Below are 24,836 nucleotides of genomic sequence, written 5' to 3'. Positions count from 1 at the left end.
ATACGTTTTGATGAAAATAAAAACTGCTATTTTATCTATCGTTAGTCTGCTGTGTATGGTGGCCTGCTCTTCAGACTACGTACCTAAGCCAAAAGGCTATAACCGAATCAATCTTCCCCCACATACCTATGTTGGCCTTACCGATACCTTACCCTATCATTTTGAGTATTCCGGCCACGCAAAGGTTTATGAAGATACCAGCTATAATGCGGAACCGTATTGGCTTAATGTATACTACCCCGACTATCAGGCCAATATACAGCTTACATATAAGGACATAGATAGCGAGGATAAGTTGGAAACTCTGCTGGAAGATTCCTACAGGCTTACCGCTAATCATCAGATTAAAGCCTCGGCAATAGAAGAAAGAATTTTGGGAACTCCTTATGGCAAAAAAGCGCTAATTGCCGAACTGCAAGGAGAAGTGCCCAGCCAGTTTCAGTTTTATGTAACCGACTCCAGCAAGCATTTTCTCAGGGGGGCTCTGTATTTTCGTACTGCTACCAAAAATGATTCGCTGGCACCCGTAATCGAGTATATTAAGATGGACATGGTTCATATGTTAAACACATTACAGTGGGAAGGAGAGCGGACAAGCGGATAAAGCATGGCCAATTTTTTTGAAACCAAAATAGAATACCTTAAGGGGGTAGGGGAACGTATTGCCTCACTGCTCAAAGAGGAGCTTAATATCTTTACGTTTGGGGATCTGCTGCAACATTACCCTTTTCGCCACGAAGATCGTTCGCAGTTTCATCATATCAGTGATGTGAATGAGAATATGCCTTATATACAGTTGGTAGGGCGTATACAGCGAGTTGAGACTGTAGGGGAGAAAAGCAAAAAACGTCTGGTCGCCTATTTTAGCGATGGTACCGGCGTACTAGAGCTGGTGTGGTTTCAGGGTGCCCGCTGGGTAGCTAAAAACCTGAAAATGCAAACTGACTATGTTGTCTTTGGTAAGCCTAATCGTTTTGGAAGCAAGTTCAGTATTGCCCACCCAGAGATGGAAGTGTTCATTCCACAACAGCAGGAAGCCAAGCCCCTGCTTCCGGTGTATGCTACTACCGAAAAGCTAAAACGAGGACGAATAGACAGTAAAGCTCTGGTTAAGCTGCAAAAAAATCTGTTGCAGCGGGCTTATGAGCAGATACCTGAAAACCTTCCGGAGTATGTTATTAAACACTATCGCCTGATCTCTAAACGAGATGCCATCCGGCATATCCATTTTCCTGAAGATTTGGAGTGGCTGGAGAAGGCTCGTTTTCGTCTAAAGTTTGAAGAGCTATTCTACATACAGTTGCGTATACTCAAACTCAAACTCTCTAAAATGGCAAAGTCGCCAGGGCAGGTGCTTTGCGAGACCCAGCTGGTACATGACTTTTATGAAAAATATCTCCCTTTTGATCTTACAAACGCGCAGAAAAAAGTAATACGCGAAATTTTTGAAGACCTACGTTCTGGCAAGCAAATGAATCGTCTTTTGCAGGGAGATGTAGGTAGTGGCAAAACCATAGTGGCGTTTATCTGTATGCTCATTGCTATTGGTAGTGGTGCGCAGGTAGCCATGATGGCACCAACAGAAATTCTGGCAGAGCAGCATTACCGGGGGCTCAAAGATTTTGCAGAAAAGCTGGGGCTACACATAGCCCTGCTTACAGGCTCTACCAAAACAAAGGAGCGTCGTACTATTGACCAAATGCTGAGGAGTGGCGAACTCAATATATTAGTAGGTACCCATGCCTTACTGGAGTCACACGTACAATTTAGTAATCTGGGGCTTTCTATTGTAGATGAGCAGCATCGTTTTGGGGTAGCTCAGCGTGCTAAGCTGTGGCAAAAAAACGAAAACTTTGACCCTCACGTGCTGGTCATGACTGCTACACCTATCCCTCGTACACTGGCTATGACCCTCTATGGCGATCTGGATGTATCAGTAATAGATGAGCTGCCCGCTGGGCGAAAGCCTATACGTACGGTGCATCGTTATGAGAAAAACCGACTTTCAGTTTTTGGGTTTGTACGCGAGCAGATTCAAGCCGGCCGGCAGGTATATATTGTGTACCCTCTAATCGAGGAATCTGAAAAGCTGGACCTTAAACATCTTGAAGATGGCTATGAATCTATTCGCAGAGCTTTCCCAGATACCCCAGTGAGTGTGGTACATGGGAGAATGAAGCCTGCGGATAAGGATTTTGAGATGCAGCGCTTTGTGCAGGCGAAGACAAAAATTATGGTAGCTACTACTGTCATAGAAGTAGGAGTGAATGTGCCTAATGCTTCAGTGATGATTATAGAAAACGCTGAGCGTTTTGGTTTGGCGCAGCTCCATCAGCTTAGAGGTAGAGTAGGACGTGGAGCAGAGCAGTCTTACTGCATACTAATGACCGAGTATAAACTAAGCAAAGAAAGCAAAACCCGCCTGAGTACCATGGTACGTACCAACGATGGCTTTGAGATTGCGGAAGTAGACCTCAAACTACGAGGGCCTGGCGATATTGAAGGTACACAGCAAAGTGGAGTACTGGATTTGCTGGTGGCAGATATCAGCAAAGATGGTAAGATTATGCAGGAGGCGAGAGTGCAGGTTTTAGAAATTTTAGAAAAAGACCCTGATTTATGCCAGCCAGAACACCTTCCGATAAAAAGACACATTTCCTCTCTGAAACAACATACTATCAATTGGAGCAAAATCAGCTAAAAAGCGGATTTATTATGACCGTAATTTTGTTCTGATTTGGTAGCTTATTGAATGTGATCTAAAAAAAATAGTGTTTCGGTAAGAGTTCGCTAACAGAAGTGGGTTTTACTTTGATTTGCAGCAAAAAGCTGAATTTTTTTTAAAATTTTCAAAAAAATCAGACTGATAATCATATTTGCAAAAATCATAATGGAAAACTCATTTTTGCATTCATTTTATAATTTTATCAACATTTGAGCGGAAGAGCTCGGCTTCCTTCAATAAAAACGCTCTGAACTCCCGTTTTATCAGGCTTTTTCCACCACGTTTGCTTGGTGGAATCTTTTAAAAAGTGCTATAATTTAAGTATATTACTGGTTTCCAAAATAATATTTTGAAAATAGTATATCTGTAATATATGCTACTGAATTAAAACTTTATGCTTCAATAATTATAATTGCTTGCCAATATAAAAGTTATTAAGCGAAAAAGTCAAAATAATGTTTTGGTTTTTTAGTGAAAGTCAAAATATAAAATAAATAGCTGAATTTACCACTAATCTTTGAGCTGAATGAAAGATTCTCGACAACAAACCCTATACTCACCAGAGTTTGAACATGATGCCTGCGGCATTGGCTTCGTGGCGAACCTTAAAGGCAAGAAGTCACATCAGATAGTAGAGGATGCCATCATCATGTTACAAAACATGGAGCATCGGGGAGCTTGTGGTTGTGAACCTGATACAGGTGACGGTGCAGGTATACTGGTGCAAAAACCTCATGACTTCTTTTGTGAGGAGTTAAAATCTCAGGAGATAAGCCTGCCAGATTTTGATGATTATGGTGTAGCCATGATTTTCTTCCCGCTGGAAGAAAGCAAAAGAGCAGCATGTTATCGTATATGGGAAGAAACTGCCGACAAACTCGGATTTGAACTTTTAGGTCACCGTAAAGTTCCTACCAACAACCAAAGCCTTGGGCGTTCTGCCAAATTGGTAGAGCACCATGTAGAACAAGCTTTTCTGCGTTTTAAAGACCGTAGTAATACCGACCCTATGGCTCTTGAGCGCCGACTGTTTGTGCTCAAAAACTATGTGTCTCACCTAATTCATCAGCAAGTAGAGGATACAGTAGACAGGTTCTACATTGCCTCTTGCTCATATAATACTGTAGTATATAAAGGACAGCTAACAACCTTTCAGTTGCGTCCGTACTACCTGGATTTGCAAAAGCCTCATTTTGATTCGGCTCTTGCACTCGTACACTCTAGATTCTCGACCAATACTTTCCCTAAGTGGAAGTTAGCGCAACCATTCCGCTTTATTGCTCACAATGGTGAGATCAATACCATTCGTGGTAATGTGAACTGGATGCGTTCTAAAGAAGCCTTACTAAAATCTACATTGTTTACTGAAGAAGAGCTGGATATGGTATTGCCTATCTGCGATGCTTCTTTCTCGGACTCAGCTAACCTAGATAATATAGTAGAGCTTCTTTTCCTAGGAGGGCGCTCGCTCCCCCACGTAATGATGATGCTTATCCCCGAAGCATGGCAGGATAATGACCTGATGGATGACCCCAAAAAGGCATTCTACGAGTACCATGCCTCTATGATGGAGCCCTGGGATGGCCCGGCGTCTATCTGCTTTACCGACGGAAAAATGGTAGGGGCTACCTTAGATAGAAACGGACTGCGCCCCTCTCGTTATCTGCTTACTGAAGATGATAAACTGGTGATGTCGTCTGAGGCGGGAGCTCTTCCTGTCAACGAATCTAAAGTGATTCTTAAAGGGCGACTGCAACCCGGACGTATGTTTGTAGCTAACCTGGAAGAGGGTAGAATTATTAGCGATGAAGAAATCAAGCAGGAAGTATGCTCTCAAAAGCCTTATCGTGAGTGGTTAAACGAGCACAAATACTTTTTACACGACCTGCCTGAGCCTGAAAACCTGAATGGACAGGACAAAAAAGCTTCTGACGACTTGCCTCTACTTACGCGTCAGATGACATTAGGCTACACTACAGAAGACCTAAAAGCTGTACTGGCTCCTATGGTAAAGGCAGGTAAAGAGCCACTAGGATCTATGGGGGTAGATATTCCGTTGGCTGTACTCTCAGACCATAGCCAACATTTGGCTAACTACTTCAAACAGCTGTTTGCGCAGGTAAGTAATCCTCCTATTGATCCTATTCGTGAGCGTTTAGTAATGTCTCTGTTTACAAGTGTAGGAGGCATGAAAAACATTCTGGATGAGACCCCTGAGCATTCTCGCCAGATTAATATGGTTCAGCCTGTACTAACCAATGCGGAGCTTAGTAAGCTAAAATATGTTAAGCTTAAGGGTTTTAAAACTCACGTGATTGATGCTACCTTTAGTGCCGCAGGAAAAGAGGGGGAATTAGAAGCTGCTATTGACCGTATCAATGAAGAGGCGGAAGTAGCCGTAAGGGATGGCGCTAATATCATCATCATCTCTGATCGTAACTTTAGCCGTGAAAAAGCTCCTATCCCTACTTTATTAGCTACTGGTGGTATACACCATCACCTTATTCGTAAAGGAGTGCGCTCAGAGGTAGGTATAGTAGTAGAAGGAGGCGACATCAGAGAAACTCATCACATAGCTACCCTTATAGGCTATGGAGCACATGCCGTTAACCCTTACCTGGCATTTGAAACACTGGATAGCCTGAAAGACCAGAAGCTGGTTCACGTAGACTATACCAGTGAAAAATTACAGAAGCAATTTATTAAAGCAGTAAATGCCGGATTGCTTAAAATCTTCTCAAAAATGGGTATCTCTACCCTTCAATCTTACCAGGGAGCTCAGATTTTTGAGGCTTTAGGTGTGAGCAAAAAAGTGGTAGATAAGTGCTTTGCCGGTACCATGACTCGTATAGAAGGTGTAGACTTTGATGATATTGCCAAAGAAACACTGATACGTCATAGAATGGCTTTCCCTGAAGAGCCTCAGGAGTCTTTACGTCTGGAAGTAGGAGGGGTATACCAGTGGAAGCGTAGGGGTGAGCGCCATATGTTCAATCCACAGACTATTCACCTGCTACAGAACTCTACCCGCAAAAACAACTATCAACAGTATAAGCAGTACGCTAAGCTGATCAACGATCAGGCACAGAAAGCCAATACACTCAGAGGCTTGATGGAATTTAAGAGCAATCGTAAAGCCGTTCCTCTGGAAGAGGTAGAGTCTAAAGAGAAAATCTTTAAGCGGTTTGCTACAGGAGCCATGTCATTTGGCTCTATTTCTCACGAAGCGCACTCTACGCTGGCTATCGCCATGAACCGTATCGGCGGAAAAAGTAATAGTGGAGAAGGAGGAGAGGATGAAATTCGTTTTGAGCGTAAATCTAATGGCGACTGGGAACGCTCTGCTATTAAGCAAGTGGCCTCTGGCCGTTTTGGAGTAACCAGCAACTACCTCACTAATGCAAATGAGCTACAAATTAAGATGGCTCAGGGTGCTAAGCCAGGAGAAGGAGGGCAACTTCCCGGGCATAAGGTGGACGACTGGATTGGTCGCGTACGTCACTCCACACCAGGTGTAGGTCTTATTTCTCCGCCCCCTCACCACGATATTTATTCTATTGAGGATTTAGCACAGCTCATCTACGATCTCAAAAATGCTAACCGTGAAGCTCGTATTAATGTGAAGCTGGTAGCATCTTCTGGGGTAGGTACCATTGCGGCAGGTGTGTCTAAAGCTCATGCCGATGTAGTGCTGATCTCCGGTCACGATGGAGGTACTGGAGCTTCGCCTATCAGTTCTATACGCCATGCGGGTTTGCCGTGGGAGCTTGGTCTTTCAGAGACGCATCAGACCTTAGTAAAAAACAATCTGCGTAGCCGTATTACGGTACAAACTGATGGCCAGATTAAAACTGGACGTGATATAGCTGTCGCTATATTGTTAGGTGCAGAAGAGTTTGGCGTATCTACTGCCGCTCTGGTAACCGAAGGTTGTATTATGATGCGTAAGTGCCACCTCAATACTTGTCCGGTAGGTATAGCTACACAGGACCCTGACCTGAGAGCGCTGTTTACCGGTAAGCCAGAGCATGTGGTTAACCTCTTTACCTTCCTGGCCGAAGAGCTAAGAGAAATTATGGCTGAGCTTGGCTTCCGTACGGTAGATGAAATGGTAGGCCAGGTAGATTGCTTGAAAGTACGTGACAATATAGACCACTGGAAGCTGAAGAAGCTGGACCTTAGCCGCATACTGGCTAAAGAAGATGTAGCTGAGCATGTGGGTATCTACAAGCAGCAGGAGCAGGATCATGGCATAGAGGAGGTCTTGGACTGGGATCTGGTAAAAGCTGCACAGCCCGCACTGGAGAATGCTGAAAAAGTAGAAGCTAAATTTAAGCTGATTAATACTAACCGTTCGGTAGGTGCCCTACTGTCTAACGAAGTATCTAAAAAATTCGGTAAGCCAGGATTGCCAGCTGGAACTATCAATTTCAAATTTAAAGGTTCTGCAGGCCAGAGTTTTGCTGCCTTTGCTGCTCCTGGCGTACGCTTTGAGTTAGAAGGAGAAGCAAACGACTACTTTGGTAAAGGTCTTTCCGGTGGTGAGCTGGTGGTCTACCCTCATAAAGAGTCTAAGTACGTGCCGGAGGACAATATGATTGTTGGTAATGTGGCATTTTATGGAGCCACCTCAGGAGATGCCTACATTAGAGGTATGGCAGGAGAGCGCTTTGCCGTGCGTAATTCAGGCGTGCGAACAGTAGTAGAAGGTATAGGTGACCACGGTTGTGAGTATATGACTGGTGGTGTAGTAGTAGTACTGGGAAGTACCGGACGTAACTTTGCTGCTGGTATGAGCGGGGGTATGGCATTCGTCTACGATGTGGAAAAGAGCTTTGAAAAATACTGCAACAAAGAGCTGGTAGAACTGGAAGCACTGGATGCGGAAGATAAAGAAAGAATCAAAGGAATGATCTCTCGTCATCAGCAACATACCGGAAGTACAGTAGCGGCTCGTATTCTTGAAAACTGGGAAGAAAGCTTGCAGCACTTTGTCAAAGTAATGCCTACAGAATACAAAGCCGTACTGAAGCGAAGAAAAGAACAACAGGAACTTTCTGAAAACGAAGATATTAAGGCGAAAGCTGCCTCTAAAGTGTAAACCTTAAAACTATAGAAACATGGGAAAACCAACTGGTTTTAAAGAATATAATCGTGAATTACCTCAAACTCGTGATCCTAAAGAAAGGATTAATGACTATAACGAGCTTTATGTAGAATTTAGCGAGGAAAAAACACAGCAGCAGGCAGCACGTTGTATGGATTGTGGCATTCCTTTTTGCCACAATGGATGTCCGCTGGGCAACAATATTCCTGAATTTAATGATGCTGCCTATCAGGGTAACTGGAAGCTGGCAATAGAAATATTACAGTCTACCAACAACTTTCCTGAATTTACAGGCCGTATCTGCCCTGCGCCCTGCGAGGCGTCTTGTGTACTGGGCATTAACAAGCCACCGGTAGCTATAGAACATATTGAAAAGACTATTGCAGAAAAAGCTTTTGAGCTAGGCTACATCAAGGCTAACCCACCAAAAGAACGTACCGGCAAAAAAGTAGCGGTTATTGGCTCAGGTCCTGCTGGACTGGGCGCTGCTGCTCAGCTTAATAAAGCGGGCCATTGGGTAACAGTTTTTGAGAAAGATAAGTATGTTGGCGGATTGTTACGCTACGGTATTCCTGACTTTAAGCTGGAGAAGAGAGTGATAGAGCGCCGGGTAAAGGTGATGGAAGAAGAAGGAGTGCAGTTTAAAACCGAAACGCATGTGGGGAAAGATATTACCGCAGAAGAATTAGATAAAGAATTTGATGCAATTCTTTTCTGTACCGGAGCTGGTGTGCCTCGTGATCTGCCTATCCCCGGAAGAGACCTTAAAGGTATACACTTTGCCATGGAGTTTCTTACGCAGCAAAACCGCCGTGTATCTGGAGAGGCTTTTACTGAGAATAATGAGATATCAGCGACAGACAAAAATGTGTTTGTCATCGGTGGTGGTGATACAGGCTCTGACTGTGTTGGTACTTCTAACCGCCATAGAGCAAAGTCAGTAACTCAGATAGAACTTATGAGCAAGCCTCCTACAGAAAGAGGCGAAAACGACCCATGGCCGCTGTGGCCTATGATACTGCGCACCTCATCATCTCATGAAGAAGGGGTAAACAGAGACTGGGCCATACTGACAAAAGAATTTTTAGGCGATGAAGAAGGCAATCTTAGAGCCGTAAAAGTAGTTAAGATTGAGTGGAAGGTAAACGAAGAGGGCAGAACCTACTTTGAAGAAATACCAGGCACAGAAAAAGAAATGCCTTGCGAGCTTGCGTTGCTGGCTATTGGTTTTATGCATACCGACCCTACCGGAGCAATAGAGCAGTTAGCTCTTGAGCTAGATAGCAGAGGTAACATACAAGCAGAAGAAGGTAAGTACCAGACCAGTAACCCTAAGGTATTTGCCGCGGGCGATGCTCGCCGTGGACAGTCTTTAGTAGTATGGGCAATCTCAGAAGGACGTGAAGCTGCCAGAGCAGTAGATTTACACCTGATGGGGCATTCTGAATTGGAAACCAAGGATGATTCCTTCCTGAATGTCGCTGCTACTTTAGGATAAGTAATAATCACTCTATTCACAGGGCTTCTACCATTAGGCAGAAGCCCTTTTTTTGGGTGTCACCCTTGGTATAAAAATATTAAGTAACAATAAGAGGGAAAGGCTGTTTCTTAGGTACAGTGAGTAGATAGCTGTACATACAAGAGATCATTACCCTACTTCATTTACTATGGGAGTGCAGAGCAGACAGGGGCACTACGATTACATTATCGCATGATGTGGAGGCGCTGGTTTAAGCCTGGCCTACTACTTATCACAAAGCCAGAAGCTTAATGATTGCAGTGTGTTGCTGCTGGATACAGAAGAAAAGAAAATGAATGACCGAAGCTGGTGCTTCTGGGCAAAAGACGCTCCTCCCTTTCCTTAGATTCAAACAAATACTGGCAATACCTTCAGCTAAGCAAAGCGCATAAACTGCAAAGCAAAAACATAACGCCTTATCGCTACTATTATACTAATAGTCAGTCTTATTATGAGTTGGTAAAAAGTGTGTTGCGCCATTATCCAAACTTTGAGTTCAGGTACGAAGCTGTTCAGGGTATGCAAGACGTTTCGGAAGGTGTAGTGGTAAGTACTTCTCAAAATACATATCATGCCAAGTGGGTATTTAGTAGCCTGGCCGTTATTCCTCCCAAAAACACCCTGAGTATAAGGCAACATTTCAGAGGATGGTATATTCGCACCCAAGAGCCTTCTTTTGACGATCAGTCCATTCGGTTGATGGATTTTCGTACGAGTCAGCAGGACGGCGCCTCTTTTTTTTATATGCTTCCATTAAGCCCCTATCAGGCTTTGGTAGAGTACACTGTAATATCCAAAAAGCAGTATGAAGAATCAGTTTATGAACAGAAGCTAGAGCATTACATTAAACAAGTATTGGGTATTGCACATTATGAGTTACTGCACCAGAAGAAAGGACTGATTCCAATGACCAACTATCGCTTTCCACGGCGCTCAGGCAAACATATCATGCGTATTGGTACAGCAGGCGGTATGACAAAAGCCTGTACAGTGTTTACTTACAAAAATATGTTAGAGGATGCCCGGCAGATTGTTAGGCAGTTAGAAAAGAATGGCCAGCCTTATTATAAAACCAGGCCCTCTACTCGCTTTCGCTTTTACGATAATTTATTGCTGTACATATTAAAGAATCACCCAATGGCAGCACGGCATATCTTTGAAAAGATGTTCAGTAAAAATAAAGGGGCACTTATCTTACGTTTTCTGGACGAAAAAACTACTTTGTGGGAGGAGGCTTCATTATTTATAAGTCTTCCCTGGCCTCCGTACTTAAATGCGCTCTGGTCGTATTATATGCCGGATATGCTGAAGCTGAATTTCAGCTGGACTTGGACAAAACCTGGGTATTATGCTAACAAGCAGTCCACAGAAGCTCAATAAAGTACTGATAGGCATTACATTTACTATTTCTCTGCTTCTTTTACTAGTCAGCTCCATTCCCTTTGAGTGGCAGCTTGTATTTTTTGTGCTGCTTATGGTGGTTACCGGTATACCTCATGGCGCAGTGAATCATGTTGTGTATCAGGAAGTAGAAAAAAATAAACAGGCGAGCACTAATTATCTGCGCTTCTTTATGGTGTATCTTGGCATTATTTTGTTGTATGCGCTACTCTGGTATTTGCTTCCTCAGTTATGCCTGGCCTTTTCTTTATTGAGCTTTGTGGGTATTGCTTTACTCCTCATAGGAGGGCAGTACCTGGCAGAATACATCTCTCCTTATTTATTATTTTTTATCGCTATTTCCTTATTAACAATGCCTCACATGTACTATATGCAGCAGCTGTATACTACCCCAAACCATAAAAAATAAGGCTTACTTTGCATTGCAGGGATACTTTTGAGCGCTATAAGTAGCTGTACTCTGTACGATATCGCTTAACTTAGTGAGCGAAGGATGCAGGATATTTACCCCTATGAAACAATACATTTTTATTATTCTTTTTTTTCTGCCTGGGCTGGGCTTTTCTCAAATTAAGCTGGTCAAGATTCATGAGGGTAGCGCAGATCTGGGGCCTTGCGAACCTTCTATTGCTATTAACCCAAATACACCGGAGCAGCTAGTAGCAGGGAGTGTACTGGATAATGTTTATTACTCGGACGATGGAGGCCTGAGCTGGAAAGTTCAGCAACTTAGATCACGCTACGGTGTATGGGGCGACCCATGCCTCATAGCAGACTATAGCGATAATTTTTACTACTTCCACCTCTCTAATCCGGCTGGTAAAGGCTGGAAGTCAGCGGAGCTTTTGGATCGTATAGTAGTGCAAAAGTCTGAAGACGGAGGGCGCAGCTGGAGCCAAGGTAGCAGCATTGGCTTTCATGACAAAAGGCACGATCAGGATAAAGAGTGGGCCGTAGCTGACCCTGCCAATAATAATTTGTATGTAAGCTGGACAGAGTTTGACAAGTACCGTAGCCGCAAACCGGCGGATAGTAGCTATATTCTTTTTTCATCTTCTGTAGATCAGGGAGAGACCTGGACTGAGCCTACCCGTATCAATCAGAGAGCCGGCAATTGCCTGGATGATGACCTGACGGTAGAAGGAGCAGTTCCAGCAGTAGGCCCGGAAGGTCAGGTGTATGTGGCATGGGCGTTCAATGATAGCATTTTCTTTGACCGCTCTCTGGATGGAGGAAAAACCTGGTTGGCAGAGGATAGGTTGGTAAGTACTCAGCCCGGTGGATGGACCTTCGCAGTACCCGGCTTAGACCGATGTAATGGCCTCCCGGTAACAGCCTGTGATCTAAGTGAAGGACCAAATAGAGGGACGATTTACATTAACTGGTCAGACCAAAGAAATGGTAGCGACAATACTGATATCTGGCTGGCGAAATCTGTAGATGGGGGTGATAGCTGGTCAGAGCCCATACGGGTAAATAATGACGACAGTAAGAGGCATCAATTTATGAGCTGGATGAGTGTAGACCCTAAAAATGGGTATATCTATATTGTTTTTTATGATCGCAGGCATACTTCAACTCACCAGACGGACGTTTATCTGGCCTTCTCTACTGATGGGGGAGAAAGCTTCAACAACATCTGCCTGACAGAAAAGAGCTTTATGCTGGAAGAAGGTACCTTCTTCGGAGACTATACCAATATTGTGGCCTATAATGGCAAAATTTACCCTGTCTGGACACAGATTGATGGTAAAAGTTTAAGTGTCTGGACGGCCATTATCCGCCAGGAAGACTTATAATTAAGTTTTCTGTCTTGTACTGCTACAGCTTTTTACTAATTTTTAGGTTTGTTATTATCTAAACAAAGATTAAGGGTTTTACACACTTCCTATGCCTATGAAAAATGTATACACATTGTTATCAACATTGTTGATAAGTACCTCACTCTTTGCTCAAATCCCCAGCCCAGCGGAGTTTTTGGGCTACGAACTGGGCGAGCGCTTTACGCCACACCATCGGGTTATTGACTACTTTGAGACAATAGCCGAAGAAGTACCCAATATATCACTTACCCAATACGGAGAAACGAATGAGTACCGGCCTCTGGTTGTAGCCTTCATCAGTTCACCAGACAATTTTGACAAGCTAGAAAACATCCGTAAAGCTAATCTCAGTAGGGCAGGCTTAGCCGAAGCGGCAGATAGTGAATTTGAAGATATTGCATTGGTTTGGCTGAGCTACAATGTGCACGGCAATGAGTCGGTTTCTACAGAAGCTTCCATGCAGGTGCTCTACAATTTGGCTAATAAAAACAATGCGCAAGCGCAGGAGTGGCTAAAAAATACGGTAGTCATGATTGACCCGTGCATTAACCCAGATGGAAGAGAGCGCTACGTAAATTGGTATCAGCAGAAGGTAGCCTATCCTCATAATCCTTCGCCAGACGCCTGGGAGCATCATGAACCCTGGCCGGGTGGCAGAGCCAACCACTATCTTTTTGACCTTAACCGCGACTGGGCATGGCTCACTCAGAAAGAGAGCCGCCTGCGATTGAATATCTACAATCAGTGGCTACCCCATGTACACGCTGACTTTCATGAGCAGGGTGTAAATAGTCCTTATTATTTCGCTCCGGCGGCGGAGCCTTTTCACCAACTAATTACCGACTGGCAGAGAGATTTTCAGACCCAGATTGGTAAAAATAACGCTCGCTATTTTGACGAAGAGGGTTGGTTATACTTTACTCGTGAACGCTTTGACCTACTGTACCCCAGCTATGGAGATACCTACCCTACATATAATGGAGCCATTGGTATGACCTATGAGCAGGGGGGCTCTGGCCGTGCTGGCCTGGCAGTAATTACTGAAGAAGGAGATACGCTAACGCTTAAAGATCGTATTGACCACCACGTGACTACCAGCCTTTCTACCATTGAGGTAAGCGCCAAGAATGCTGCCCGTGTAGTGGAAGAATTTGCTGCTTTTTTTGAGAAGGCAGAAAGTAACCCTACTGGGCAGTACAAGTCTTTTATCATCAAAAAAACGGATAACCCAGATAAGTGGAACAAGTTACAGCACCTGCTTAACACGCACGAGATAGAATACACTATCAGTAACAGCAGTCGTAATTATTCAGGCTATAGCTATCGTACAACAGCTAGCCAGAGCTTTCGCCTGGAGGAAGGTGATATGATACTCTCTGCCTATCAGCCCAAGTCTGTCCTTTTGCAGGTTTTGTTTGAGCCAGAAGCAGAACTTTCAGACTCTATTACTTATGATATAACTGCCTGGTCTATCCCTTATGCCTACGATCTGGAAGCCTATGCGCTTACCTCTCGGCTTAGTGATGGGCAAGCCCCGGAGCAGCCCTCTTTTGAGGCGCAACAGGTTCAGGAAAACGCTTACGCCTATATTGCCCCCTGGAACAGTGTGGAAGATGTCAGATTTTTGTCTAAAGTGATTCAGGCGGGCATTAAAGCCAGGTACGCTGGCAATGACTTTACAGTAGAAGGTACAAAGTATCCTGCTGGCTCAATTATTTTGACGAGAGCCAATAATGAGGCTATGGGTAAAAAATTTGATCAGACTGTAATTGATATAGCCAATGCGCAGGAACAGAAAATTTCTGTTGTTAGGACTGGGCTTGTAAGTACAGGCAACGACCTGGGGTCAGGAGAGGTACATTATATAGAGCCACCTAAAGTGTTACTTATTGGAGGAGAAGGTACTTCTTCGCTCGCCTTTGGTGAAGTCTGGTACTACTTTGAGCAGGATATAGAATACCCCTTAACCATTGTAGATACTAAAGACATTAAAGATATAGACCTTAAGGAGTATAACACACTCATTCTCCCTAGCGGTAACTACAATGAAACGCTCTCGTCCCTTGACCTAGAGGGCTGGGTACGTGCGGGAGGTAGAGTAATTGCTTTGGAGAATGCACTGAGCTACTTCAGAGATTCTGACACTTACGAACTGTCGGAGTACAATAGCGAAGAAGAAAAACAGCGAATGGAAGGAGAGGCAGAAGCAGCAAAAGAAAGTGAAAAGCTTGCTTCATACGGTTCTCGTGAGCGCAGAGGCATTAGTAATTATATTTCTGGTGGCATATTTAAGCTACAGCTAGACAATACCCACCCTCTAGGTTTGGGTTACCCTGAGTATTATTATACCCTGAAAAGAGGTAACAAACGTTTTGGCTATCTGCAAAATGGCTGGAATGTAGGCGTATTAAGAAGTAAAGATGAACTAGTAAGTGGTTTTGCTGGTCAGAAGATACTCAGCAAGCTACCCGAATCATTGGTATTTGGGGTTGAAGAAAAGGGTAGAGGAGAACTTGTGTATATGGTAGACAACCCACTATTCAGAGCCTTTTGGTATAATGGCAAACTAATGTTTGGCAATGCGCTCTTTTTGGTAGGGCAAAATTAATATAATGCACATAATCCGACCTATGTGATATTAGATGCCGCAAAGACAAGTACGCTACAGATTATAGCAGTAAAATTATGTTGAATATTAACCTTTTACTGTTATGAAAAGAGCTTTAGCTTATTGTATCGTATTATTTTCGTTTTTGTGTATGTCCTGTGAAGAGGAGGATGTGGCGGAAGGAGGCATAGGCGCTCCTGGTGTTGAGCTTAGAGGTGTTACTGCCAACCAACTAAGTTTTGCGGTCAACTTTGAAGAAGATGCTCTTAATGGGCGTTTCTACTATATTACGCAAACCAGTGATAAGGCAAGCCTGACAGCGGAAGAGCTTAAAGCCAGCCCTTATGCCACCAGCTATGATGTAAATGGTAGCGACTTTCGGAAATACTCCATGCCAGGGCTTGCTCCCAAAACAGAGTATACACTGTATGCATTAGTAGCTGTGGGAGATCAGTTGAGCAAAATGGTCACCTTAACATTTACTACCGAATAATTTTTGTAGTAAAAGCACAAAAAAGGGACTGTAACGATAAGTTGCAGCCCCTTTTCTTTATCTCAACCTCAGTATTATTTACCAATATTCAGATCTTTTTTCATATTATGGATATAGTTGGCCAATGCCTCTTCCCAGGTTTCATCAGCATCCCAGGGGTTGCCTAAATATACATCTCCAGTATAAATATGCTTGATATAATATTTATATACTGGTGCTTTAGCAGGAATATGACGCATTTTAATATTGCCTCCATTTTGCTGCATTGTTACATAATCTGTTTCTGCAGGATTAAGCTCATAGCCCAGCATCTCCTTAATATTTTCACCAGTAGTATGTAAGCGCATCAGAATGAACTGGTATCCTTCCTGGCGTATCTGGTCTTCTGCTTTGCTTGGGTCAACCAAACTAAACTCGTAAGGATAATCGTTTAAAATTTCTTTTAGCGTGAGATTGTTGCGCTTTACCAGCTTGTTATTTTTCTCAATTTCTTTTTCCAGGTTCTTGTTAGCATTGCCACCCGGACGATTTTGCGGAATAGTCGCCTCTTCAAATTGAGGAACAGCTAGCTTGTCTAGTTTAAGATCTTGAGCAAAGCCCTGCGCTCTTCTGCCTTTGATAATATTACCGGCTCCGGTAAAAAACTCAGGCTGATCAGCAATCAGGTGGTTCTGAGAGCTCATTCCACTTTTACGAATATCTTTGTCAAACTGCTTGAACAGCTTTTCTGTGTCTTTAGCTACCTCTTTGTAGGCCGTTTGTCCATGAGAGATAAAAGAGTTTTCTTCGTTAAACTCTGTAATTAGTATTGCAAAGCGCTCGGTATGCTTACCAGCAATTTTAAGAGGGACCTGACTTAGCAGTATGATGTTTTCTATCTGCCGTCCTTTAAGTTCTTCAGCAAGTTTAATAGAAGCATCACGTCCAGCTTCTACATCGCCAAGGTTATAGTAAGCTACAGCATCTATACCTGCCTCTTTAAAGACCTGATGACCTGCTTTGGCAAGTGCCTTCCAGTCACCTCGCAAAGAGGTTCCGGATTTTACAGGTACATCTACAAATACCACGGATTTGGTATGTAGCAGATTATCAGGGAGTTTGTTGTTGTAATCCAGAAAGCGCAGGCCCGCCGGAAACACCATGTCCTCCTCCTGAGCTACAGCAGTCAGCAAAGAGACAATACAGAAAACGAATGCTAAATATATTCTTTTCATAAGCGATCATTTTTATGACAACGCTAAGTAAAGAGCAATTAGTCGATAAAAATTCCTTTTTTGCAAAAGCCTTCCTCAGATGTAACAAATCGGGCACAATAATGCAATAAAAAAGCCACATGCTACTGTGCACGTGGCTTATCCGGTTTGAAAAGAAAACTACTTTACTATTGCGGCGGGCGTCCGCCTTTTCTGCGTTCACTAAACTTTTGTAATACCATTCTATGAAACTCCGCTTCGGCTTTAAAAAGCTGAACTACCTGCTTGGGTGAGAGTACATCCTGGTACTGTTCGGCTGCGTCTTTTTCAAGTGCGAGCTGTTGCTCTTTTAGTTCAAAGAATTTGGCGAGTGCCTGTTCGGCCTCTGCGTCAGTCATAGTATTGTTAGCTTCATTGCGACGCATCTCCATCTCCTGCTTTCTGAGTTCGCGCTCCTTTTCTTTGATCTGGTTGTATACCGGCCAAAACTGCTGGGCTACTTCCGGTGTAAGCGAAAGCTTTTCTGTTATATGGGCAATTTTAGCGCTTTCCAGCTTTTGGCGATCTCCCGGGCGCTGTGCAAATGCCATTTGACTAAAGCCTAACAGGCATAGCATAAGCACTAAAAGCCTAGAGGTACTCTTCCACAAATTCAATTTCGTATTCATAATCTTCTAAGGGTATATTGTAATTATCTAATTCATTTAAAAGTAATTCCTGTTGTTCTGCCTCTGTGAGGGACATAGCCAGAGTAGCGGTCTCAGTATGAGACTCCAGATAGCTGAGCATGTCCTCGTCGGATACAGAGGCCAGAAGTTGATCTACGTCTGTAGTAGAAGCCATATTGTTGGTTTCTTCCGTTGGTTTGAAGAGGAACAAGCTCGCTACCAAAAGTACAAGTACAGAGGCAGCGACAGCGTAGGTCCAGCGAGTTATGCTAAAAGTTGTGGGGCTTTCCTCCTTTTCATCTTCAGCAATTCTTCGCGCAATACGTCCCTGTAGTCCCTCAAAATAGCCTTCGGGTGCTTCAAATACATTTTTTTTCAGTTTATCCGTATCTTTCATGACTTTCAGGATAATTGTGTTTTAATATCTTCTTCTATTTTTTTAACCGCATGGTGGTAGCTGGCTTTCAGGCTACCAATGCTAGTGCCTGTAATTTCTGCTATCTCATCATACTTCAGGTCTTCAAAATATTTCAGGTTAAATACCAACCTTTGTTTATCAGGAAGTTTGAGTAAAGATTTTTGTAAACGAAGCTGTACTTCATCTCCACTTATGTGTGGAGAAGTCTCCAGTTTGTTTGCCAGTTCGTTTCCGGCATCTCCCATTGATATCCAGAATCTTTTCTTCTTATTCTTTTCTAAAAAACGCAGACACTCATTGGTAGCAATACGGTACAGCCAGGTGAATAGCTGCGAGCCACCTTCAAAACGGCCTAAGCTCTTCCAGACTTTGATAAACACCTCCTGCACTACATCATCTGCATCATCATGGTCAATAACCATCTTGCGCACCAGGAAGTACACCCTCTGCTGATATTTCTCTACCAGTTGCCCAAATGCTCTTTCACGACTTTCTGCCTGTGCAAAAGCAGCTAGTAGCTCTGCATCCTCTAAATTTGCTGTTTTCTTTTCCAATACCTGCAAGGCTTTCTGTGTTGGTTCTGTCTTTTAGATACAGCATACCACACAAGGTTTAATCAAACATAAAAAAAATTACCCTGTAAATGGAAAGTCATTCAGCCACTGCCAGGATCCCTGCTGATAAGGACATAAACTTAAACCTAAACCCTCTGCTATAAATGGGCTGAAGTTATGGCCGAGCTTTTGGTATAGGGCTTTAGCTTTTGCGGCTTCTACTTTGTTCTGTATAGTAATGTGCGGCCAGAGTATCTGCTGATCCTGAGGACTAAGCCAGGGTTTCCATAACTGCGACAGGCGGTTGTGTAGCTTGAGTAGAGGGGGGCTTTCCAGACTAAATGCCACGCCCCTCCCCATCATTCTGAGCTGTTTTACTTCCAGGCTAGATTGGGCTGCTCCTGACTAATATCTGCTATCTGTTGCTCCATAGTATCTATTTCGCTATCTGGTAGCTTATGAAAAAGTGTGAGGTGAGCATCCAGGTAATTACGCTCCGCAGGAAAACACACGGCTCTTAGTCTGTTAAAATATTTCTGTGAACCCTTATCTAAGGTGAGTGTGAGAATGAGAGGGGGCTTCCGTAGGGTTTTCTGCCTTCTTCATGAGTTCACTTTAAGTACTATAACAGTACCAGCTCAGTAAGCCGCATGTTTAGTCTCTGTGTAAATTCCAGTATGCTAGCCATGCATTGTAACACATGAAACTTTCATCATTTGAAAAACGTCTAAGAAAACACATTGAATGAATAAGTTATGTTGGCATCTAAGTATTTTGATATTTTTCTGAACGGATTTAGCGGATACTGGAATTATTTGGTTTATGAGATTACTCATCCCGCCTGGAACAATTATTTCTGGTGGCTTATCGCAGTATCTTTGTTCTTTTTTGTACTGGAAGTCATAGTCCCCTGGAGAAAAAATCAGCCTCTTTTCCGAAAAGACTTCTGGCAGGATGCCTTTTATATGTTTTTCAGCTTCTTTATTTTTTCTTTAATTGGATACAATGCTATCTCCGATGTGTTTGTGCAGCTTTTTAAAGACTTCCTGGCCCTCTTTGGAGTAAGTAATCTGGTAGCTATTGAAGTAAACTCCTGGCCAGTATGGGGGCAGTTGCTAACTCTATTTATTCTTAGGGATTTTGTGCACTTTAACGTACACCGCCTGCTGCATACTGTGCCCTGGCTGTGGGAGTTTCATAAGGTACACCACTCCGTTCGGGAGATGGGGTTTGCAGCGCACTTGCGCTATCATTTTATGGAAACTGTAGTGTATCGTTTTATAGAATACCTACCTCTGGCCATGATTGGTTTTAGTATTTCAGACTTTTTTGTGGTACATATCTTTTCGCTCGCTATTGGGCACCTTAATCATAGCAATCTTAACATTGATTTTGGGCCTTTCAGGTATTTGTTAAACAACCCCAAAATGCACATCTGGCATCATGCCAAAGAGCTACCAAAAGAGCATGGCCACGGAGTTAACTTTGGCATTACACTCAGCATCTGGGACTATATGTTTCGTACCAACTACATACCCCATGATGGACGCGACATTCCTCTTGGGTTTGAAGACGTAGAAAAATTCCCGGATAGTTTTGTTGAGCAGCAGCTTGGTCCTTTTCGTCGGCACAAAACTTTGGACGCTAATATTCACAAGCGTAAGCTGGTCAAATAGCGAGTGTGAACCTACCTTGCTCATAGATGTTTATTATGTAAATGATGGATAAACTCTACATCAAAAATATGGTATGTCCTCGCTGTATCTTAGTTGTACAGCAAGTAATGGATAAGCATAAGCTGAAAGTAAAGCAGGTCAGTCTTGGTGAGGTAGAATTAGAGGAGCAGGTGGATGAAAATACTGCTGAGGCACTAAAAAAAGACCTTCATGCAGAAGGCTTTGAGTTGTTGGATAGCAAAGCGGCTCGTTTGATAGCTAGTGTTAAATCAGAAATTATTCAACTGGTTCACCATTCAGAAAAATTTGAGCTGCCCCAAAAACTATCTGTATTGCTGGAAGAAAAAACAAAAAAAGACTATGCCTACCTAAGCAGCTTGTTCTCGGAGACAGAAGGAGTCACCATAGAAAAGTACCTGATGGCACAACGTATAGAAAAAGCTAAAGAGTTATTAGCTTATGGAGAGCTCAACCTAAACCAGATAGCTGAAGTATTGGGTTATAGTAGTGCTGCACATTTTTCCAATCAGTTTAAGCAGTTAAATGGCATGACTCCTTCAGCATTTAAAAAAGTAGCGGAAGATTTACGAAAACCTTTAGACCAGATATAGCATGCCTGTAAATGATCCTCTGGAGTTGCGTATTAAAGGCATGGTATGCGATCGTTGTATTCGCGTACTAGAGAGTGCTTTTGAGGAGGCAGGCCTAAAAGTGGAAAGTATACGATTAGGTAGCGTTAAGCTTTCTGGCACCCATAAGCTACACTCTCTGACCCCCCTACGGCAATTGCTGGAAAAGCATGGCTTTGGCCTATTAGAAGATAGCCGACAAAATCTGATTAAGCAGGCACAAGACTTGATAAGTCAGTACTATCAGGAGGAGGTGGCTTTTTATCAGGAAATCAGGCTTTCTACATTTCTAAACCAAGAGATGAACATGCATTATGATAGTTTGAGCGCACTTTTTTCATCACTCACAGGCTTAACCTTAGATCAGTATGCTCAGCAGCAAAGGTTGCATAAGGTCAAAGAATTGTTAGTGTATTCCAATATGACACTAATGGAAATCGCAGCTCGTACCGGATTCAGCAGTACCCAACACCTTTCTTCACACTTTAAATCGCAGCTTGGCCTTCCGCCCTCACATTTCAGGCAGTTGCAGGCCAGAAAGAAAAAAGTGCAGGGTGGCAGGAATTAATCACTTTCCAAAAATGATGTAAATCTTATCAGGAATTATATAAAGCATACAGCCTTGTATATCCGTTTCTTTGTAGTATAAACAATGGATATGATGGCACAAGATAAATCAACTATAGAAAAATCTCAGGATACGCAACCAGATACTGGCTATGTACGGAAGAGCTTTCCGGTAAGTGGCATGAGCTGTGCCTCCTGTGCAGTAAGTGTAGAATCTACACTAAAAACTACGCCCGGCGTAAAAGAAGCAGGAGTCAATTATGCTACTCAAAGTGCATGGGTAGAAGTTACGCCTGGTACTGAGGATCAAGCTTTGCAGCAGGCAGTACGTTCAGTAGGCTATGACTTGATCATTGAATCGGAGAACGCGCAAGAAAAACAGGCTGAAGCCCAGCAGGCTCAGTATGAGGGTCTGAAAAAGCGTACGCTTTATGCCGCGCTACTCACTTTGCCAGTATTTATCATCGGGATGTTTTTAATGGGCATGCCCTGGGGTAACTGGATTATGATGGTACTGACAGCGCCGGTACTCTTCTGGTTTGGGCGCAATTTCTTTGTCAATGCCTGGAAGCAGGCTCGTCACCGCCAGGCCAATATGGATACGCTAGTAGCTCTAAGTACAGGTATAGCCTTTGTTTTTAGTGTGTTTACTACTTTTTATCCTGAGTTCTGGCATAGCCGCGGTTTACCGGCACATACCTATTTTGAGGCTGCCGCTGTTATTGTTACACTTATTTCTTTGGGCAAACTTCTGGAAGAGCGAGCCAAAGCCAATACTTCTTCCGCTATCAAAAAGCTGATTGGTTTGCAGCCTAAAACAGTGCGCATACTTGCTGAGGGAAAAGAGGTAGAAATATCGCTGTCAGAGGTAAAGCCGGGAGCTGTTATTATAGTAAAGCCTGGAGAAAAAATTCCGGTAGACGGCCAACTTATCTCCGGTACTTCTTATGTAGACGAAAGTATGATCAGTGGTGAGCCGGTGCCTGTATACAAGCAGGCGGGAGAAGCCGTGTATGCAGGTACTGTTAACCAGCAGGGTAGCTTCCGCTTTAAGGCTCAAAAGGTAGGTGCTGAAACTATGCTGGGGCAGATTATTAAAATGGTGCAAGAGGCACAAGGGAGTAAGGCTCCGGTGCAAAGGTTGGTTGATAAAATAGCGGGTATTTTTGTGCCTGCCGTAATCCTCATCGCTCTGATTACTTTTGCTTCATGGATGGTGTGGGGTGGTGAGAATGCATTTACTCATGCTTTACTGACCTCTATAAGCGTACTGGTAATCGCCTGCCCCTGCGCTCTGGGTTTGGCAACTCCCACAGCAATTATGGTAGGTGTAGGCAAGGGGGCAGAAAATAATATTCTGATAAAAGATGCTGAAAGTTTGGAGCTTGGCCATAAGGTTAATGCTATAGTATTGGATAAGACCGGAACTATAACCGAAGGGAAGCCGGTAGTTACAGATGACGTATGGAACGACTCGCTTAACGAGGGTGAGCGAAAAAAACTAGTTAGCCTGCTATATAGTCTTGAAAAACAGTCTGAGCATCCACTAGCTGCTGCAGTAGCCAAAAAGCTGGAAGAACAAAGCGCTGCCTTACTGGAATTGCAGGCTTTTGAAAACCTGAGTGGGAGAGGAGTTCAGGCAACGTACGATGACCAAACCTACTTTGCAGGTAACTTTCAATTGATTAAAGAGCAACAAGTAGACCTGGATAATGCATTGAGCAAACGAGCTAAAAGTTGGCAGCAGGAGGCAAAAACTGTCATTTACTTTGCTAATTCTAAGACAGTGCTTGCGATTATGGCCATTGCTGATGCCGTAAAGGTTTCTTCTGCCGAGGCTATCAGCAGGTTGCAGCAGCAAGGTATAGAAGTATATATGCTTACAGGAGATAATGAGCAGACTGCTGCTGCTGTAGCGGGTCAGGTAGGAGTATCACGCTATCAGGCAGAAGTATTACCTTCAGATAAAGCTGAGTTTGTCGCCAAACTTCAGAAGCAGGGAAAAGTGGTAGCTATGGTAGGTGATGGCATCAACGACTCGCAGGCACTGGCGCAGGCAGATGTGAGTATAGCTATGGGTAAAGGAACTGATATTGCTATGGATGTAGCTAAAATGACGCTCATTACATCTGACCTACAGGCAATCCCAAAAGCTCTAAAACTATCTGGGAAGACAGTGCAAACTATCAAACAAAATTTGTTTTGGGCTTTTATCTATAATGTTATAGGTATACCGATAGCTGCGGGAGTCTTGTACCCATTCTTTGGGTTTTTGCTAGACCCAATGATAGCAGGAGCTGCTATGGCACTCAGTTCAGTCTCAGTAGTGAGTAATAGCCTGAGACTTAAAGGGTCAAAACTGTAAGAGTTTATACAAACTAATAACTAAAGCGCATATGAAAAACATACAATATAAGTCTAATATTAAATGTGGAGCCTGCGTAGCCGCGGTAAAACCCGGGCTGGATGCAGTAGTAGGAAAAGGTCGTTGGAAAGTAGACCTGAACGCCAAAGATCGTATCCTTAGTGTGGATACAGAGCAGGAAGAAAAGGTAGAGGAGGTGGTGCAGAAAGCTGGCTATCAGCTGGAGAGAATATAAAGAGGAGAGCCACAACTTTAAAGTTGTGGCTTTTTTAGTTCTGTCATTTTCTATGCAGCTCTCTCTGTACTTCTTTCCATGACTCCTGAAACTGGGAGAGCGTTTTTTTCAGGCTTTGGTAAAATTTGGGTAGAGAGCGCGGACCAAAAAAAAGGTAAATCACTAATACAATGATAAACAACTCCCAACCACTAATATTCTCCAGCATCAAAAAAGTAAGCGTCATAGGTTCTGATGATTTAGTTAGGTTTCGTACTCATCACTTAGACGCTGAGCTTGATTAAAAGTAACTCAATAAGGCAAAAAAAAAGTGTAGCAAGAGTAAGAACTTTCTATTGCTACACTTTTAAGCATTTTCCCAGGCCTTGCTTATTCTTTGCCTGCTTCTCTTACTGCCTTTACCTCTTCAAAAGTTACTACTTCTCCTTTATTGCCCCAGCTATTACGGACAAAGTTCAGGACATGGGTAATCTGTTCGTCATCCAGTCCCAATGGCATCATTATGTTGTTATAAGTTGTACCATTGACTTCAATCTCGCCTTCCAGCCCATACATTACAATATGAATAGAACGTTCCTTATCTGCCATGAGGTAATCAGACTCTGCCAGAGGAGGGAATGCACCAGGAATGCCTTCTCCTGCGCTCATATGGCAGGTTACACAATAGCTGGAGTAAATTTCGCGGCCTAGCTCAATGCTTTTTTCCAGCTCTGGCTCTACAGAGGCTGTCGCTTCTTCTTTTTGGTTGAATGAAAAAAGTACAGTGCTTGCATAAACTACTGCACTTAGTATCAGTGATAATTGAAACATATTTAAATGATAAGTCTACTAAGGATTATTAATCAATTAAAGTTT

22 protein-coding genes are annotated in these 24,836 nt (G+C 43.3%); 14 read left to right on the top strand and 8 right to left on the bottom strand.

Features of this window, described 5'->3' with window-relative positions; genetic code table 11:
- Positions 1-10: 10 nt before the first annotated feature.
- The 9 genes from gldD (at position 11) to PZB74_RS05020 (ending at position 15,676) form a co-directional block, all read left to right on the top strand.
- Positions 11-604, top strand: coding sequence for a gliding motility lipoprotein GldD (gene gldD / locus PZB74_RS05060; protein ID WP_302241261.1), 594 nt, complete (start codon positions 11-13; stop codon positions 602-604).
- Positions 605-607: 3 nt separating this feature from the next.
- Complete coding sequence (recG, locus tag PZB74_RS05055; protein ID WP_302241260.1) at positions 608-2,701, top strand: ATP-dependent DNA helicase RecG; 2,094 nt, start codon at positions 608-610, stop codon at positions 2,699-2,701.
- A 550-nt stretch (positions 2,702-3,251) separates the two neighbouring features.
- Positions 3,252-7,826, top strand: coding sequence for a glutamate synthase large subunit (gltB, locus tag PZB74_RS05050; protein ID WP_302241259.1), 4,575 nt, complete (start codon positions 3,252-3,254; stop codon positions 7,824-7,826).
- A 19-nt stretch (positions 7,827-7,845) separates the two neighbouring features.
- Positions 7,846-9,330, top strand: a complete 1,485-nt coding sequence (locus PZB74_RS05045) for a glutamate synthase subunit beta (RefSeq protein WP_302241258.1) — start codon at positions 7,846-7,848, stop codon at positions 9,328-9,330.
- A 330-nt stretch (positions 9,331-9,660) separates the two neighbouring features.
- Positions 9,661-10,731, top strand: a complete 1,071-nt coding sequence (locus PZB74_RS05040) for a lycopene cyclase family protein (protein ID WP_302241257.1) — start codon at positions 9,661-9,663, stop codon at positions 10,729-10,731.
- Positions 10,700-11,161, top strand: a complete 462-nt coding sequence (locus tag PZB74_RS05035) for a Brp/Blh family beta-carotene 15,15'-dioxygenase (RefSeq protein WP_302241255.1) — start codon at positions 10,700-10,702, stop codon at positions 11,159-11,161. The genes PZB74_RS05040 and PZB74_RS05035 overlap by 32 nt, the downstream gene beginning before the upstream one ends.
- A gap of 103 nt (positions 11,162-11,264) precedes the next feature.
- The gene (locus PZB74_RS05030; RefSeq protein WP_302241254.1) at positions 11,265-12,551 is read left to right on the top strand and encodes a sialidase family protein; all 1,287 of its coding nucleotides are present in this window, start codon (positions 11,265-11,267) and stop codon (positions 12,549-12,551) included.
- A 97-nt stretch (positions 12,552-12,648) separates the two neighbouring features.
- Positions 12,649-15,183 (top strand): M14 metallopeptidase family protein, encoded by a 2,535-nt coding sequence (locus PZB74_RS05025; RefSeq protein WP_302241253.1) that lies wholly within the window; start codon positions 12,649-12,651, stop codon positions 15,181-15,183.
- A gap of 103 nt (positions 15,184-15,286) precedes the next feature.
- Positions 15,287-15,676, top strand: coding sequence for a hypothetical protein (locus tag PZB74_RS05020; protein ID WP_302241252.1), 390 nt, complete (start codon positions 15,287-15,289; stop codon positions 15,674-15,676).
- Positions 15,677-15,750: 74 nt separating this feature from the next.
- Here the strand turns inward: PZB74_RS05020 and PZB74_RS05015 are convergent, their stop codons facing one another.
- The 6 genes from PZB74_RS05015 to PZB74_RS04990 form a co-directional block, all read right to left on the bottom strand.
- Positions 15,751-16,890 (bottom strand): hypothetical protein, encoded by a 1,140-nt coding sequence (locus tag PZB74_RS05015; protein ID WP_302241251.1) that lies wholly within the window; start codon positions 16,888-16,890, stop codon positions 15,751-15,753.
- A 167-nt stretch (positions 16,891-17,057) separates the two neighbouring features.
- Entirely contained in the window at positions 17,058-17,459 is a 402-nt protein-coding gene (locus PZB74_RS05010) for a hypothetical protein (protein ID WP_302241250.1), read from the bottom strand.
- Positions 17,460-17,499: 40 nt separating this feature from the next.
- Entirely contained in the window at positions 17,500-17,934 is a 435-nt protein-coding gene (locus PZB74_RS05005) for a hypothetical protein (RefSeq protein ID WP_302241249.1), read from the bottom strand.
- A gap of 5 nt (positions 17,935-17,939) precedes the next feature.
- Positions 17,940-18,509, bottom strand: coding sequence for an RNA polymerase sigma factor (locus tag PZB74_RS05000; protein WP_302241248.1), 570 nt, complete (start codon positions 18,507-18,509; stop codon positions 17,940-17,942).
- A 78-nt stretch (positions 18,510-18,587) separates the two neighbouring features.
- On the bottom strand, positions 18,588-18,872 hold the full coding sequence (locus PZB74_RS04995; RefSeq protein ID WP_302241247.1) for a 2'-5' RNA ligase family protein: 285 nt from the start codon (positions 18,870-18,872) through the stop codon (positions 18,588-18,590).
- A gap of 11 nt (positions 18,873-18,883) precedes the next feature.
- Positions 18,884-19,021: a hypothetical protein gene (locus PZB74_RS04990; RefSeq protein WP_302241246.1), complete on the bottom strand. Its 138-nt coding sequence runs from the start codon at positions 19,019-19,021 to the stop codon at positions 18,884-18,886.
- Positions 19,022-19,264: 243 nt separating this feature from the next.
- Here PZB74_RS04990 and PZB74_RS04985 point away from each other — a divergent pair, with 243 nt between their 5' ends.
- From PZB74_RS04985 to PZB74_RS04965, 5 genes are all read left to right on the top strand, one after another.
- Positions 19,265-20,185, top strand: coding sequence for a sterol desaturase family protein (locus tag PZB74_RS04985; RefSeq protein WP_302241245.1), 921 nt, complete (start codon positions 19,265-19,267; stop codon positions 20,183-20,185).
- A gap of 41 nt (positions 20,186-20,226) precedes the next feature.
- Positions 20,227-20,796, top strand: a complete 570-nt coding sequence (locus tag PZB74_RS04980; protein WP_302241244.1) for a helix-turn-helix domain-containing protein — start codon at positions 20,227-20,229, stop codon at positions 20,794-20,796.
- A gap of 1 nt (position 20,797) precedes the next feature.
- Entirely contained in the window at positions 20,798-21,382 is a 585-nt protein-coding gene (locus PZB74_RS04975) for an AraC family transcriptional regulator (RefSeq protein ID WP_302241242.1), read from the top strand.
- A gap of 90 nt (positions 21,383-21,472) precedes the next feature.
- The gene (locus tag PZB74_RS04970) at positions 21,473-23,746 is read left to right on the top strand and encodes a heavy metal translocating P-type ATPase (protein ID WP_436837123.1); all 2,274 of its coding nucleotides are present in this window, start codon (positions 21,473-21,475) and stop codon (positions 23,744-23,746) included.
- Between the two features lie 31 nt (positions 23,747-23,777).
- Positions 23,778-23,981 carry a heavy metal transport/detoxification protein gene (locus tag PZB74_RS04965; protein ID WP_302241241.1) on the top strand — a complete coding sequence of 68 codons (204 nt, stop codon included), beginning with the start codon at positions 23,778-23,780 and terminating at the stop codon, positions 23,979-23,981.
- 43 nt (positions 23,982-24,024) lie between these two features.
- Here PZB74_RS04965 and PZB74_RS04960 read toward each other — a convergent pair whose 3' ends face one another.
- Both PZB74_RS04960 and PZB74_RS04955 read right to left on the bottom strand, forming a co-directional pair.
- The gene (locus tag PZB74_RS04960) at positions 24,025-24,207 is read right to left on the bottom strand and encodes a Sec-independent protein translocase subunit TatA/TatB (protein ID WP_302241240.1); all 183 of its coding nucleotides are present in this window, start codon (positions 24,205-24,207) and stop codon (positions 24,025-24,027) included.
- A gap of 143 nt (positions 24,208-24,350) precedes the next feature.
- Positions 24,351-24,791: a c-type cytochrome gene (locus PZB74_RS04955; RefSeq protein WP_302241239.1), complete on the bottom strand. Its 441-nt coding sequence runs from the start codon at positions 24,789-24,791 to the stop codon at positions 24,351-24,353.
- Positions 24,792-24,836 lie beyond the last annotated feature (45 nt).

The organism is Porifericola rhodea (assembly GCF_030506305.1).
Lineage (GTDB): Bacteria > Bacteroidota > Bacteroidia > Cytophagales > Cyclobacteriaceae > Catalinimonas > Catalinimonas rhodea.
This window is presented reverse-complemented; position numbering and strand designations above follow the sequence as displayed.

Bases quoted from the DNA above. Each gene is read 5' to 3' on its own strand.
- PZB74_RS05035 (WP_302241255.1), top strand. From the start codon at position 10,700: ATGCTAACAAGCAGTCCACAGAAGCTCAATAAAGTACTGATAGGCATT.
- gltB (WP_302241259.1), top strand. From the start codon at position 3,252: ATGAAAGATTCTCGACAACAAACCCTATACTCACCAGAGTTTGAACAT.
- PZB74_RS04985 (WP_302241245.1), top strand. From the start codon at position 19,265: ATGTTGGCATCTAAGTATTTTGATATTTTTCTGAACGGATTTAGCGGA.
- PZB74_RS04995 (WP_302241247.1), bottom strand. From the start codon at position 18,872: ATGATGGGGAGGGGCGTGGCATTTAGTCTGGAAAGCCCCCCTCTACTC.
- PZB74_RS05010 (WP_302241250.1), bottom strand. From the start codon at position 17,459: ATGGCATTTGCACAGCGCCCGGGAGATCGCCAAAAGCTGGAAAGCGCT.
- PZB74_RS04965 (WP_302241241.1), top strand. From the start codon at position 23,778: ATGAAAAACATACAATATAAGTCTAATATTAAATGTGGAGCCTGCGTA.
- PZB74_RS04980 (WP_302241244.1), top strand. From the start codon at position 20,227: ATGATGGATAAACTCTACATCAAAAATATGGTATGTCCTCGCTGTATC.
- PZB74_RS04955 (WP_302241239.1), bottom strand. From the start codon at position 24,791: ATGTTTCAATTATCACTGATACTAAGTGCAGTAGTTTATGCAAGCACT.
- PZB74_RS04975 (WP_302241242.1), top strand. From the start codon at position 20,798: ATGCCTGTAAATGATCCTCTGGAGTTGCGTATTAAAGGCATGGTATGC.
- PZB74_RS04960 (WP_302241240.1), bottom strand. From the start codon at position 24,207: ATGACGCTTACTTTTTTGATGCTGGAGAATATTAGTGGTTGGGAGTTG.
- PZB74_RS05005 (WP_302241249.1), bottom strand. From the start codon at position 17,934: ATGAAAGATACGGATAAACTGAAAAAAAATGTATTTGAAGCACCCGAA.
- PZB74_RS05025 (WP_302241253.1), top strand. From the start codon at position 12,649: ATGAAAAATGTATACACATTGTTATCAACATTGTTGATAAGTACCTCA.
- PZB74_RS05020 (WP_302241252.1), top strand. From the start codon at position 15,287: ATGAAAAGAGCTTTAGCTTATTGTATCGTATTATTTTCGTTTTTGTGT.
- PZB74_RS05030 (WP_302241254.1), top strand. From the start codon at position 11,265: ATGAAACAATACATTTTTATTATTCTTTTTTTTCTGCCTGGGCTGGGC.
- gldD (WP_302241261.1), top strand. From the start codon at position 11: ATGAAAATAAAAACTGCTATTTTATCTATCGTTAGTCTGCTGTGTATG.
- PZB74_RS05045 (WP_302241258.1), top strand. From the start codon at position 7,846: ATGGGAAAACCAACTGGTTTTAAAGAATATAATCGTGAATTACCTCAA.
- PZB74_RS04970 (WP_436837123.1), top strand. From the start codon at position 21,473: ATGATGGCACAAGATAAATCAACTATAGAAAAATCTCAGGATACGCAA.
- PZB74_RS05015 (WP_302241251.1), bottom strand. From the start codon at position 16,890: ATGAAAAGAATATATTTAGCATTCGTTTTCTGTATTGTCTCTTTGCTG.
- recG (WP_302241260.1), top strand. From the start codon at position 608: ATGGCCAATTTTTTTGAAACCAAAATAGAATACCTTAAGGGGGTAGGG.